Origin of the sequence: Streptomyces chattanoogensis (assembly GCF_001294335.1) — a bacterium.
GTDB classification, from domain to species: Bacteria; Actinomycetota; Actinomycetes; order Streptomycetales; family Streptomycetaceae; genus Streptomyces; species Streptomyces chattanoogensis.
Window position 1 is genome coordinate 172,344 of sequence record NZ_LGKG01000112.1, and the last position, 14,190, is coordinate 186,533.

Genomic DNA, 14,190 nt, shown 5'->3' on the forward strand with positions numbered 1-14,190 from the left:
TGGTCAGTTCTCCTCGGGGGATCCGGCATCGGGGGATCCGGCCGGGCCGGATCCGATCAGGTCGGCGACCGTTCTCGCCACTTGCGCCACGTGCGGTTCTTCCATGATCGAGAGGTGGTCACCGGGCACGCTGACGACCTGGAGCGGGCCGTCGGTCATCGCGCTCCAGCCGTTGGCCGGGTCCGCGTGGCGGCTTCCGGCGGCGCCGTGCATCGCGGCGAGGACGTCCGGCAGCGGTTCCATGGCCCGGATCAGGGTGAGGCCCTGGTCCCCGGGCCCGGGCCGGTAGTCCAGCGCCGCCTGCCAGTTCGCCCGGTAGACGCGGAAGAGCCGGCGTATGACGGCCCCCGAACTGCCGGCCGGCAGCACACCCGCATCGGTCGCGAGACGGGCGATATGGTCGAACTTCTCCTCCAGCGAGGTCAGTTCGTCGGGTATGGCCTCCATCGGGGAGTCGCCGCCGCGCTCCAGCCAGAGCAGTTCCCAGAAGAACCACCCCAGCAGTGCGTCGTCGGCGTGGCGGGGACGCTCTCCCTGGGTCAGCGCGGTCGTGTCCAGGAGCACCAGCCGGGCCACGTCCTCACCCGAGGCCCGCAGCCGGCGGGCCATCTCGAAGGCGACGAAACCGCCGAAGGACCACCCGCCGAGGGTGTACGGACCGTGCGGCTGCACCCTCCGCAGCGCGGCGAGGTAACTGTCCGCGATCTCCTCCACGGTGCGCAGCGGCGTGGTGCCGGGGTCCGCCCCGGCCGCCTGGAGCGCGTACAGCGGCTGATCGTCCGGAAGGTGCCGGGCGAAGCGTACGTAGCACAGGACATTGCCGCCCATGGGATGGACCAGGAACAGCGGCGGGCGGGTGCCCTCCGGGCGGATGGGCACCAGGGGGTCGTACGCCGCGACCGCGCCGCCCGCGCGCAGCCGTGCGGCGAGCCCGGACACGGTGGGGGCCGCGATGAACTCGGACAGCGGGATGTTCACCCCGTAGCGCTGCTCGATCCGGACCACCAGCCGCATCGCGGTGAGGGACGTGCCGCCCAGGTCGAAGAGGCTGTCGTGCACGCCGACGGCGGGCCGTTGCAGCAGGTCCGCCAGCATCTCGGCCAGCGCGCGTTCGTAGGCGTCGCCCGGCCCGGCCCCGGTGGCTTCAGTGGTGGGGGCGAGCGGGATCCGGCGCAGGGCGGCGTCGTCCCGCTTCCCGCTGGGGGTCAGCGGGAGGTGGGTCACCCATTGCAGGTGGGCGGGCACCATGTGGTCGGGCAGCGTGGTGCGCAGCCGCCTGCGGATGCCGGCCAGGTCCGCGGCGGTGCCTTCGCCGACGAGGAAGGCCGCGAGGAGGCATTCGCCGTTCCCCTGCTGCCGGGCCACGACCGCGGCGTCGCGCAGGCCCGGGTACCGCCGGGCGAGACCGGTGACGGCCAGCTCCACCTCGGCGAGTTCGACGCGGAAACCGCGCACCTTGACCTGGGTGTCGGCCCGGCCGGCGTAGGCGATCGTCCCGTCGGGCAGCACCAGGCCGAGGTCCCCGGTGTCGTAGAGCATGCGGTCCTGGCCCGCGAAGGGATGCGGGACGAAGCGCTCCTTGGTGAGGTCGGGGCGGCCTTCGTAGCCGTCGGCCAGGCAGCTGCCGCCGAGGTGGATGGTGCCGCGCGCTCCGGCGGGCACCGGGCGCAGCCGGTCGTCCAGCACATGGGCCTCGGCGCCGTCGACGGGGCGGCCGATCGGGGGCAGCGCCGGGAAGGCCGCCGGATCCCCGGTCATGGTGAAGGCGGTGGCGACATGGGTCTCCGTCGGCCCGTACTGGTTCTCCAGGACGGCGCCCGGGAGCGCGGCGCACAGCCTGCGGATCTCCTGGGTGACGCGCAGCTGTTCGCCGGAGGAGATCAGCACCCGCAGCGCACGGGGCGTGATGCCCAGCGCCTGTGCGGTCTCGGCCAGTTGCTGGAGTGCCACGTAGGGGAGGAAGACCCGCTCGATGCCCGCGCGGTCGATCAGCCGCAGCAGTTCCGGCATATCGCGCCGCTCGGCGTCGCCCACCAGGTGCAGCGTGCCGCCGGAGCACAGCGTGGAGAAGATCTCCTGGAAGGAGACGTCGAAGCTCAGCGGCGCGTACTGGAGGGTGACGCCGCCCGTGGCGCCGCTGGTGGCCGCTGTCTGCCAGGCGACCAGGCCGGCCAGGGAACGGTGCGGCATGGCCACGCCCTTGGGCCGGCCGGTGGAGCCGGAGGTGAAGAGGACGTAGGCGGTGCTGTCGGCGGGGATCTGTGCCGGTGGCTCCGCGCCGGGGTCCGTGGCCGGACCGGTCAGCGACTCGGCGGGCAGCAGCAGCGACGGGTCACCGGCCAGGTGGGCATGGGGAGCGTCGGCGATGACGCGGAAGGGCCGGGCCGCCTCCAGCATCGTGGCCAGCCGCCGGGCGGGGTAGCCGACGTCCAGCGGCACCACGGCGCACCCGGCCCGCAGCACGCCCAGGAGCACGGCGACCGTCTGCGGTGAGCGGTCCATGGCGATCCCGATCCGGGCCCGCGGCGGGGCTCCGAGCGCGCACAGCCGCCGGGCCACCCGGTCTGCCGCCCCGGCCAGCCGTGCGTAGCTCCACCGCTCCTCACCGCTCACCACGGCCGTCGCGTCCGGAGTGCGGGCGGCCTGGCGTGTGAAGCGTTCGACGACCGTGGGACGGGGCGTGGTGCGGGCGAGGACCGGCCGGTCGGCGAGGAAGGCGAAGTCGGGCTCCGCGTGCGGGTCCGTCACCATCCTCCGCAGGATCTTGCGGTACCCGTCGGCGAAGAGGCGGGCCTGGCCGGCGGAGAATCCGTCGCCGTCGATCCGCAGCCATACGCGTCCGCCGTCCGGTTCGGTGACCGCGTTCACCAGGAGCCGGAAACTGGTCTCTTCCCAGGTCCGGAAGTCCCGCAGCCGTATGCCCGGGAGGCGGAGGACCTCGGACAGCTGGTGGAAGTGCACATAGTTGAAGGCGGTGTCCAGGACCGGGCCGCCGTGGTCCTCCTGGACGGCGCTCAGCGGGTAGCGGCGGTGGGGGTGGCCGTCCTGTTCCTGCCGGAAGGCCTCGCGCGCCACGTCCAGCCAGGTGGCCTGCGCGACGTCGAGACGCAGGGGCACCGTGTTCAGGAAGAGCCCGGCGGTGCGTTCCGCATGGGCGAGCTCGGGCCGGCCATGGGTGATCAGTCCGGTGGTCACGTCGTGAGTGCCGGTCGACCCGGCAGACCCGGTAAGCCCGGTAGACCCGGTGAACCCGTTGAACATGGCCAGTGTCAGGCAGTGCGCCGCGAAGAGCACGGACTTCACCGGCAGCTGGTGCGCGGCGGCGAACTGCCGTACCTGTGCGACGAGTTCGCCGGACAGGTCGGCGCGGTGCGTGGCCGGCTCCTGGCCGGTACCGGGCAGATGCGCCCGGAACGCTTCGATCCGGAGGGGTTCGCAGCCGGCCAGCTTCTCCTTCCAGTACCGTCGCGCCTCCGCGGACCCCAGGGCGGCCAGCTCCTCCTGTACGTGGGACGCCGCCGAGGGCGACGGGGTGCCGTCGACGGGGCCGATGCCCAGCCCCAGGCGGTGCGCGTAGTCCTGCAGGAGTTCCTGGAGGAGGTTCGCCACGCTGCCGCCGTCGAGCAGGGCGTGGTGGAAGCTGAGGACCAGGTCGACGGTGCCGGGCCGGATGTGCGCCCGGAAGAGGTACAGCGGCGCCCGTTCGACGGCGTAGGCGTGGCGGCGGCGTTCCTCGATGTGCGCGCGGATCTCGGCGTCGGCCGCGGCGGCATCGAGCGGGCGCAGATCGACGACGTCCAGGCCGCCGGGCGCCTGCGGGCGGACGATCTGCAACGGCTCGGAGCAGCCCGCCAGGTCGAAGGCGGAGCGCAGCGCCGGATGCCTCGCCACCAGCCCGTCGAACGACCGGCGGAACGCGTCCTCGTCCCAGGGGAGTTCGAGGGTGTACCGGAAGACGTCCTTGTAGGTGGCGGAGCTCTCGTGACGGCGGCTGTGGTAGAGCAGGCCGAGCTGGAGCCGGGTGAGCGGCCAGGCGTCCTCGGCGCCGTCCAGACGGGCCCGGTCCCTGCCGGACACGAGGGCGAACGGGGCCGGGGCGTCGTCGCTCCCGGGCGCTGTCCGGCTCTCGACGCGGGTGGCCAGCCCCGCCACCGTGGGGTTGCGGACGAGGTCGGTGAGGGAGAAGCGCAGGCCCCGTGCCTCGGCCTGGGCGCGCACCGTGAGCATGAGGATCGAGTCGCCGCCGAGGGTGAAGTAGTCGTCGTGGACGCCGACGGTCTCCCGGTCCAGTACCCCGGCCCAGATCTCGGCCAGGGCGGCCTCGGTGCGGTTGCGCGGCTGCCCGTCGGCGGCGGTGTCCGCGGTGTCCTGGGGCGGGGGCAGCGCGCGGCGGTCGGCCTTTCCGTTGGGGGTCAGTGGAATGGCGTCGATCCGTACGAAGTGGGCCGGGACCATGAACGCCGGCAGCGTTCGTGCGAGCAGTTCGCGCAGCCGTGCGGGGGCGATGGCGGCGTCGGCGACGTAGTAACCGACGAGGTGGGTGCCGCGGGCGGCGGTGGTGCGGTCCACGACGAGGGCGTCGCGGATGCCGGGGACCGCGCGCAGGGCGCCCGCCACCTCGCCCGGCTCCACGCGATTGCCCCGGATCTTGACCTGGCCGTCGATCCGTCCGAGGTACTCCAGGGTGCCGTCCGCCAGCCATCGTGCGAGGTCACCGGTGCGGTAGAGGCGGCCGTCCGGTACGAACGGGTCGGGGACGAACTTCTCGGCGGTCAGTTCCGGGCGGTCCAGGTAGCCCCGGGCGACACCGGCTCCGCCGATGCACAGCTCACCGGCGACACCCACCGGCTGCGGCAGATCGCCGGGGCCCAGTACGTACAGCCGGGTGTTGTCGATCGGCCGGCCGATCGGGACCCGGGTGACGCTCCGGGCGGGATCGGCCGGGCAGTCGTAGGACGAGACGTCGACCGTGGCCTCGGTCGGCCCGTACAGGTTCACCAGCCGGACGGGACGCTCCGCGCGGGGTGTGGTCAAGACGCGGTGGAACTGCTCGACCCGTTCCGGCGGCAGGGCCTCGCCGCTGCAGAAGACGTAGCGCAGGGAACGTAAGCCCTCCGGTGCCTCCGGTAACTCCTGGAGCAGGTCGAGGAACGGTCCGAGCATCGAGGGCACGAAGTGCACGACGCTGACCCGCCGTTCACGGACGGTCCGCAGGATCTCCCGCGGATCCTGCTGGCCACCGGGCGGCAGCAGGGCCACCGCGGCGCCCTCGACGGCCCACCAGAACAGCTCCCACACCGACACGTCGAAGGAGACCGGGGTCTTCTGCAGCAGAACGTCGCCGTCGCCGAGCGGATAGCGGCGCTGCATCCATGCGAGGCGGTTGACCACACTGTGGTGCTCCACCATCACGCCCTTGGGCCGGCCGGTGGAGCCGGAGGTGTAGATGACGTAGGCCAGGTCCCGGGAGCCGGCGAGCGGTGGGAGCGGGGCGCCGCTGCCGTGCAGCAGCTCCTCGACATGCCGCACCTTCGCGCCTTCTGCTGCCCCGGTGGCCGGGCCGTCGCCGTCCACGATCACGACCTTGGCGCGGCTGTCCGCCAGCAGGAACCGCACGCGTTCGGCCGGGTAGCCGCGGTCCACCGGTACGTAGGCGCCTCCGGCCTTCAGTGTGCCGAGGAGCGCCACCAGCAGCTGCGGCCCCCGCTCCATCATCACCGCGACCCGGTCGTCCGGGCCGACGCCCTCGTCGCGCAGGGCCCGGGCGACCCGGTTGGCGCGCTCGTCCAGTTCGGCGTAGGTCAGGGTCTCGCCCGTGGCGCCGATGACGGCGGTCTGCCCGGGGCGGCGGGCGGCCTGCTCCTCGAACAGGCCGTGGAGCGTGGCCTCGTCCGCGTACGGCACCTCCGGGCCGTGGCTGCGTACCGCGGTGAGGTCCCGGTGTTCGGCGGGCTCCAGCATCGGGACGGCCGACGCGGGCCGGTCCAGCATGTCCACGCCGCGCTCGAGCAGCGTCCTGAGGTGGCCGGCGACCGAGGCGATGGGCAGGTCCTCGTCGAACACGTCGAGGGCGTAGTCCAGGGCGATGTGCAGGTCGGCGGTGTCGTCGAAGGCGCACACGAGGACGCCCAGGGCGTCCTGTTCGTGCGAGGGGGCCATCATGGCCGTCTGCCGTTCGACTCCCGGTATCGGTGCCGGGCGCGACCAGTGCAGATAGGAGACCGTCACGTCGAAGAGCCGGCGGGGGCCCTGCGCGGACGGGGGCAGTTGGCGCAGGACGTCGCCCAGCGAGAGCCGTTCGTGGCTCCGGAGCGCACGGGTCGCCTCCTGGGTCGCGGCGACCAGTTCCCGCACCGTCCGCCCGCCGGGTGCCGCCACCCGCAGCGGAAGGGTGTTGGCGAACTGGCCGAGGACGGCCTTGTGGTGAGGCTCCGGCCGGTTGAGGAAGGGGATGCCGAGGACCACTTCCTCGCTGCGGTGCAGCCGTGTCAGCCAGGTGCCGAACATGGTGGCCAGGTACGCGAACGGCGAGAGGCCGGCGGCGCGGACCCGGTCGGCGAGAGCGCCCCCGACGACGAACGAGTGGCGGCCGCGCCCGCTGCCGCCCCATGCACGGAGGAAGAGCGCGGGCGCCACGCCGGCGAGGGCCTCCCGGTGGAAGGCACGGTCCCGGTCGCCGTCGGCGCCGGCGCGGTAGGCGGCTTCCTCGTCGACGAACGCGAGGTAGGAGGACGGCTCGCGAGGGCCGGTGTGCTCAGGGCCGGGGTGCTCACGGACGTCGCCCGTGGCCCGCGCGTAGTCCTCGAGGATCTCGTGGCTCAGCCGGTCGACGGTCCAGCCGTCGGCGACGATGTGGTGCGCCTTGATGTGCAGATGCGTGACGTCCGGGCTCTCCCGCAGCAGCGTGGCTTCGACCAGGGAGCCGCCGTCCGTGAGCGGCAGCGCCGTCGCCATCGAGCGCCGCATCCACGCGGCACACGCGGCGTCCGGATCGGGCTCCTGAGAGAGGTCGATGCCGCTGACCCGGATGTTCCCGCCCGCCACCCACTGGAACGGCGTCCCCGCGCGCTCGCCGAACCGCAGCCGGAAGGTCTCGTGGCGGTGCAGCGCGCGCTCGGTGCACTCGGCGAGCACGCCATGGTCGACGCCGCCGCGCAGACGTTCATGGAGGACGCAGTTGAACTGCGGTGATCCCGGAGCCTGAGAACCGGCGGCCCAGATGTCCCGCTGATACGCCGTCAGCGGGCTCTGTGCATGTTCCGGCACCTGCGTTCCACGGAGGGCTGCCCGGGCAGCCGCGGTCCTCGTCATGATCAACATCATGCCTACTCGCGAGTAGAGCCACGGCGGGGCCGGATCGCGGGAGGGCAAAGGGAGACGAAATCACGCCAAGGCCCGCGAGCGTCCCTCAGCCGCGCATACCAGACCCGGCGGTCCGGCGATCTACCGGAGTGCCCCCCTCCGCCGGCCGGAGCGACAAGCCTCTTTACACGCCGGTTACATGGGCCGGAAGTTGTCCGAATCCGGAGGGAGGCGTATGAGGCGCATGAGGCGGGCGTTGCGGACCGGCACTCTTCCCGCTCCTCAGCTGCGGACTCTCTGCCGGGCTGTGTCCACGGCATCAGGGTCGACGTCCCGCGCCCGCTGGCCCATCTCGTCCCAGAACCGGCGCATACCGGCGACCGGCACCTTGCGCTGCCATGGAGCCTTCCGCCAGAACTGCAGACCGAGCCACGACCGGGGCCGCCACCACCGCAGCAGATCGTGCTGCTGCAGGCAGAAGACCTCGCTGAACTCCATCCGCAGGTCCTCGACCTTCGCCGGGTAGGGGCACATCCTCAGCCGGCACTCGTCCGTGCAGTTGGAGCCCGGCTGCGAGGCGCGCTCCGCGCCCCGTACGGGGTCCAGGCGGTTGCGGTCCCTGATCACACAGGACGGGATCTGCGTCCGCTCCTGGGAACAGAAGTCCACGACGCGGAACAGGTCCTTCGGCCGGTACGCCCGCTCGCCGAGCACCACCAGCAGCAGTACGTCCGACAGCAGTTGCTGGGCGATGGGATCGAGGGTGCTCCACCCGCTGGACGGCGGGATCCAGAGGTTGTGGGCGCGCTGGTCCCCGGGAAGACCGACCTGTGTACCCACGCCGTCGGCCGTGGCGGCGTCATCGATCCACAGATACCGCTCCGGCCGCCGGGTCTGCAGCGCGCGGACCGCCAGCTCGCCCGCCGCCTTCACCAGCGGGTGTTCCTTCTCCTTGCCGTCGCCCATGGCCAGCCACTCCTGGACCTGCCCCTGGGGATCGGAACCGTGCCCGCGGATCGGCATGTCCTCCGTGACGTCATCGGGCAGGGACCACAGCGTCAGGGCATGCAGAAGGGTCAGCCGGGTGTACCAGAACGTGCTGCGCTTCAGCATCTCCTGGGCCTGCTTGACCAGGAACTCCCGGGCCTGCCGGTCGGACTGCGGGACCGGACGGCGGTTGGCGGCGTACCTGAATCCCTGGGCAAGGGCAACGCCGAGGCCGATGTTGATGCCTGGCGTGGCCTCGGCGGCCGGAGAGCCGGATTCCCCGGTCGCGATACGTACCCAGTTCTCCAGGTCGGCGCGCGGGGTGCCGATGTGACGGGTCATCCTGGCGGAGTCGACGAGCATGGGGAGGATCCATGCCTGCAGGGTGTCGCTGTACCATCTCCGCTTCTCCGCCATGGCCTCGTGCTCGGCCCACTGCCACTCTTCCCGTTCCAGGTACCTCACCCACACCCGCCGCCGCGCGCGGTCCATCCGCTCTCCCTGCGTCGGGTCCGACTTCGGCTTCCAGTGGCATCCGCGCTCCGGACGGTCCGTGGCGATGACCGCATCGAGTTCGGGCTCGCGCAGAGAGTGGTACACGGCCAGGTACGCCTGCTCGCCGCCGGCTCCTATCTCCTGCACGATCCCGGCGCGCACCCGGTAGTCCAGTTCCTTGCAGCCGACCTTGAACAGTTCCAGGTACGCGGGATTGCAGCTGCGGTCGGCAGCCACCCGGCGGGCCGCCGCGCCGCACTGTTTCACCAGAGTGAGTTTCGCCTCGCGCAGCCGCACGGGGTCCTCGCCCTGTTCCAGGTCTTCCCATCTCTCCTTGATCATCTCGATGAGGCGCTGCTGTTGCGGGGCGGCCGCGACGTTGTCGATCTCCACGGCGGTGCCGAAGAGCTCCAGGGCCCTCAGGCGCGGGCTGCCACGGTCGTCAAGGCCGCCTGCCGGGGAGCTGCCGGCCTGCCACCGCCCCTGCATGTGCTCCCCCCTCTTCGCCTTCTTCAGCAGGTCCAGCGCCCGCTGCTCCAGCAGCTTGGGCAGGGTGAAGTCCGCACACGCTTCGGGTCTGCTCGCACCACAGCCACAGCTACGGCGATGACCTGCGCAGTGCCCCTTCCACGAGCGCGAGCGGAGCGTGAGGGCTATGAGGAGTTCCCGTCCGCCGGCTTCCAGGGCCGTGGCGAGGAGGCGTTCCGACGCCTTCGGACGCGACGGTGTGTCCCCGGCCGCCGGGAGGAGACGGGAACCGAGATATGCCTGCATGATGCTGTGCTGGAAGTGGACCTTCTCCCCTTCCTCGTGGACCAGCCCCATGCGCCTGCCCCATGTGGCAGCCAGCCGGACATCGATCCGGGCTCCGTGCACCGGGACCTTCCTGTCCTCGCGCCCGTACTCGGGGCCCCAGCACTGCTGAGCCCTGACGGCCTCCATGCGGTCGTCGAACTCCTTCGGATCGCGCGACCACCGCAGCGTCGACAGCGCCCGGTCCAGTTTCTCGGCGACGCACTGGTTCCATGCGTCGCCGTCGACAGGCCGCCCTGTGCCCACGGACGGGTCGAGTTCCCACAGCCCGACATCGGCACGGTCCGACGCCAGCCCGATGCAGGCGAGCGCGGAGAGGTACTCCACCACCACCTGTCTGGTGTCGCGGCCGATCGGCAGTTCGGGGTGGATCTCCCCGTCGACCAGCGCGTCGACCCACCTCTCCAGGAGGTCCGCCCGCAACGCCCAGCTGTCGTGGAGCATCAGGTCGGCCCCGCCCTCGTCCTGCGTCCACAGCGGCTCCAGCAGGTTCTTGCCGTGCAGATCCCTTGCGATCTGCAGGTAGAGCGGGGATTCCGACATTTTGGCGGCTTCCACGACCCGGTCGAGCAGCATCGGGTCCGAGCGCCGGCCGCCGCTGCCGGCGATGTACTGCAGTGCCGCCTCATCGCTCAGCGGCTCCAGCTCCGTGATCGCGGCCTGCATCGCCCGCAGCGGGTCGTGCGGCCGCGAGGCGATGACCAGCGGCAGCCCCTCCTCGTCGGCCCGGGCGATCGCCTCCCGGATCAGAATGTCGCGCTGGCCGTTCACCCGGTCGTCGTGGTTGAGCGCCTCTTCCAGACCGTCGGCGAGCACCACGATCCGGTCCGTGTGCTGCCGGAGCCACCGCCAGACCCGGTCCACTTCGCCATCGGACCGGACCACCGGCCGCACGATGTCCTCGAAACGCTTACGGGCCAGCTCGGCGAAGTCCAGACGGTCCTGGGCATCGCGCAGCCGTACCGCTATGGGGACCGCGGCCTCCGCGGCAAGCCGCTCGGCAAGACGGACCAGTACCGCCGTCTTGCCCGTCCCGACCTTGCCGGAGACGACATGCGGACGCCGGACCTTCCGTTCCCGCAGATTGTTCATGATCGAGTTGCAGAGCTGGTCGCGGCCGACCACCTCGCCCATCAGACTCCCTGCCGTCGGCACGAAGCGGCAGGGGTCGCTCCTCGCCCGGCTCGCACAGAACCGGCGGATCCGTCTCAGCCGCCAGTAGAGGAACAGCGCGGTCGAGGCGGCCAGCAGCAGCACCGGCATGGCCACGTCCTGCACCGCGGGCGTAACGGGAATGCGCACCAACTCCGCCGAACGGTGATGCTTCTCGCGGAGGGTGCCCACGACGCCGTCGAGCACCCACGCCACGAGCGCCAGAGCCAGGAGGGAGACGATCCAGGCTGCCAGGGTGGTCCGCCACGGATTCCACCACCGATGGGCATGGATGGCGCCCCGGCGCAGCAGCCACCGGGTACGCCAGCGCCACAGCGGAGCGACGAACCAGAGGCGAAGGTGCGCCCAGCCCTCCCTGATGACGCCGCCCTCCGGCGGCCCCGTCACGATCCTGACCCTGGGCGGTCGGAACGTGGCCTTGGGCGGGTGGAGTTGGTGCGCCATGGCCGCCACCTCCGTACGCTGCCGCCGGGAGTGGCGCTTGCGTCTGGGACGGTCGGAAGAAGCCCATCGGCATTGCGGCCCGCTGGGCGCCCGACCCCGATACTCCGGTGCGGGATGTTGCAGTGAGGCATCTCCTCCTTCCACAGCTACCACCCCTCACCCGGCCCCGCCACCGGGCGACAAGGCCCCTTCCCTGCCTGTGACGTGGGGGCGCGGGCCCTGGAGACGGCGGTCATGAGCCGGCCTCTTCCGGCCACCTTTGCTGCTCCGGCTCCCATGCCTGCTGCTTCAGCGCCATACGGGCAGCCGGCGCATGGCCCGGGATGCTCGTCCAGTACGGGTGCGTGGTGATCCGTACGGACAGCCGCTGCAGCGTGCGCCGCAGAACCGTGGTCTGCGAGGGATTCTCCGTCGTGGCCAGCTGCTGATACGCGGCGTACCAGTCGCGCTGCGCCTGCAGGAGATCGTCGGGGAAGGCGTAAGGCATCACCCAAGAATTGCATCACATGTTCGAATTACGAGGCAGCACACTCAAGGGTGAATTGAGCGCCTCGGACAGCCGCTTCGACGCTCCGGACCGGCCGCCGTCAACCCGCCCCCGCAGTACGGCGGTTCCGCCCGTTCCCCAGAGGCCGGGTCCCGCCGTTCACTCCTCGTCCGACACCGGTCGCAGCGAGATCAAGTTGATGCAGTACCGCTGATCAGTGGGGCCACGGCGCCCTTACCGCGCGCATCGTAGAAGCTCGGCCGGCTGAACCATCCGCACGGTGAGCGCAATCGCAGACGACCCGCCGTACCTCTGCGCGTACTGCCATCACCTCCGCGAAGACCAGCGGGCCGTGGGCTTCGGCCTCACATAGCGCGTCCTGGACCAACTCGGCGGAATTCCCACGGTGGAGAAACCGCACCGTGAGCCCGAAACCCACGCCTCCGTGCTCAACCCGGCCTACAGGGCAAGGCACTGCGGCAGACTCGACGGCGCGGCGGCGAACGTTCCGTCCGTGGAAAGGGAGCCATCGATGAGTCCGCTGAGTCTGGAGAAGGTGCAGCAGTCTGCACCACCGCTGGTGAGCCTCTACAAGGAGGCCGGCGTCAGCCTGCGCAAGCACGGGCTGCAAGGGCAGCGGGCCACGGTGTACCTGGTGATGGACCGGTCGGGGTCGATGCGTCCGTACTACAAGGACGGGACGATGCAGCATCTGGCCGAACAGGTGCTGGCCGTCTCGGCACACCTGGACGATGACGGTGTTGTCCCGCTGGTGTTTTTCTCCACCGATGTCGACGGGGTCCATGAGATCGGTCTGGACAACCATGCGGGGCGCATCGCTGCCTTGCACGAGCAGCTGGGCCACATGGGGCGCACCCACTACGAGGCCGGGATGGATGCTGTACTGGATCACTATCTCGCCTCGGATGCGGCCGTCCCGGCACTGGTGATCTTCCAGACCGACGGCGGACCCACCAGCCGGCGCGCCGCCGAGAAGTGGCTGTGCAAGGCGGCAGAGCTGCCACTGTTCTGGCAGTTCATCGGTTTCGGCGACCCCGACGACCGGGACTTCGAGTTTCTGCACCGGCTGGACGAACTTCCCGTACCGAGCCGCCGGATCGTCGACAACGCAGGCTTCTTCGCCGCCGGCACCGACCCACGCTCGCTGTGCGATGCCGACCTGTACGACCGGCTTCTGGGGGAATTCCCTGCCTGGCTTGCCGCCGCCGGGCATCGCGGCATCCTGCCCCTCTGATCGCTGAGGCGCGGCGGGGCAGCGGAGGACTCGCCGTACAGCACACGGGACAGGCACAGCCGACGGCGCGCGTATGCCTGGACCGCTCAGGCTTCCCTCTCGCGCAGGCAGTGCTGAGCGCCGACGGCTGTCCCGTACCTGGCCGGCCCGGCCGATACCTACGGCCCGGGCGGGCGCTGGGCCTGCCGCAGGGTGCCGGCCCTCAGAAAGCGGCACATCTTCACGGGCACGAGAGGACGCTGAGCCCCACCGCTCACGTCTCGTCTCACGTCTCGTCTCACGTCTCGTCCGGAACCAGCCGCAGCGAGATCGAGTTGATGCAGTACCGCTGGTCCGTGGGCGTCGGGTAGCCCTCCCCCTCAAAGACATGCCCCAGGTGAGACCCGCACTTCGCGCAGCGGACCTCCGTCCGCACCATCCCGTGCGAACGATCGGACACAAGCTCCACGGCGTCCGTATCGCGCGGATCGTAGAAGCTCGGCCAGCCGTGACCCGTTACCCCCAGGAGCCAGAGGAGTTCACTTCCGCCACGCTCACACCGGGACGATGTGAGCGTCCGGCGGCTGCAGCACCTCCAGGTACGCGTGGATGTCATCCGGGTCACTGGTGAAGATCACCGCGCTGCGGTGCCGGGCAGCAGCCGGCGCCACCCACACGTCCACCGCGTCCGAGCGCTTCTTCGCCGGCATTGCCGCCTGCCCGAGCATCGTCGCGATGCGCCGCCAATCGGCGGCATCCGGGCCAGTCGCGCAGGTCAGACACTCCGGCCGACCCGCCTTCGCCTCCTGTATCGCCGACTCGGCCGACCGGGCCTGCGACACCGTGCACTCTTTCGATGCCCCGGCCAGAGCGTGCACCAGGGCCGGGTCGGCACGCCAGACCTGCGTCAGAACAGGCCCGAGCACCAGCGTACGGTGCGGGGAGGTGCGCAGCCCTTCGTGCAGAGCGACCGCTTTGGCCTTTCGGTCGGCAGGAGCGATCAGCATGCCGGAGTCGTACACCGGCGCCCGCCCACTCACGCGGCGTGGCCGCGACGTCCGGCTTCCCCGCCGATGCTCACCACGCACCAGCGCCTCATCGACCTCTGGGCACTCCTGCTCGGTCAGCTCCCCCGCCTGGGCCGTCGGCTCCATAGTCGCAACCAGCCTCTTCTTCCACCCGCGCGACCAGCGTATCCACCCCCGCGAACTGCTCTGGCATCGCTCTCCGACATCTGCCGCGTCGCCGCGTGCAC

5 protein-coding genes and 1 pseudogene are annotated in these 14,190 nt (G+C 71.2%); 1 reads left to right on the forward strand and 5 read right to left on the reverse strand.

Features of this window, described 5'->3' with window-relative positions:
• Positions 1–3 precede the first annotated feature (3 nt).
• The 3 genes from ADL29_RS13560 to ADL29_RS13570 form a co-directional block, all read right to left on the reverse strand.
• A complete protein-coding gene (locus ADL29_RS13560) occupies positions 4–7,266 on the reverse strand; it encodes an amino acid adenylation domain-containing protein (protein ID WP_245689382.1) in 7,263 nt (2,420 codons plus the stop codon).
• 318 nt (positions 7,267–7,584) lie between these two features.
• Positions 7,585–11,214 (reverse strand): NACHT domain-containing protein, encoded by a 3,630-nt coding sequence (locus ADL29_RS13565; protein WP_053923907.1) that lies wholly within the window; start codon positions 11,212–11,214, stop codon positions 7,585–7,587.
• A 232-nt stretch (positions 11,215–11,446) separates the two neighbouring features.
• A complete protein-coding gene (locus ADL29_RS13570; RefSeq protein ID WP_053923908.1) occupies positions 11,447–11,701 on the reverse strand; it encodes a hypothetical protein in 255 nt (84 codons plus the stop codon).
• 532 nt (positions 11,702–12,233) lie between these two features.
• On the opposite strand from ADL29_RS13570, the gene ADL29_RS13575 reads away from it, so the two are divergent.
• Positions 12,234–12,956 carry a VWA domain-containing protein gene (locus tag ADL29_RS13575; RefSeq protein WP_053923909.1) on the forward strand — a complete coding sequence of 241 codons (723 nt, stop codon included), beginning with the start codon at positions 12,234–12,236 and terminating at the stop codon, positions 12,954–12,956.
• 277 nt (positions 12,957–13,233) lie between these two features.
• On the opposite strand, the pseudogene ADL29_RS13580 reads toward ADL29_RS13575, so the two are convergent.
• A pseudogene (locus ADL29_RS13580) lies at positions 13,234–13,443 on the reverse strand (peptide-methionine (R)-S-oxide reductase); the annotation flags it as partial.
• Positions 13,444–13,489: 46 nt separating this feature from the next.
• Positions 13,490–13,942, reverse strand: coding sequence for a hypothetical protein (locus ADL29_RS13585; protein ID WP_053924019.1), 453 nt, complete (start codon positions 13,940–13,942; stop codon positions 13,490–13,492).
• Positions 13,943–14,190: the final 248 nt, after the last annotated feature.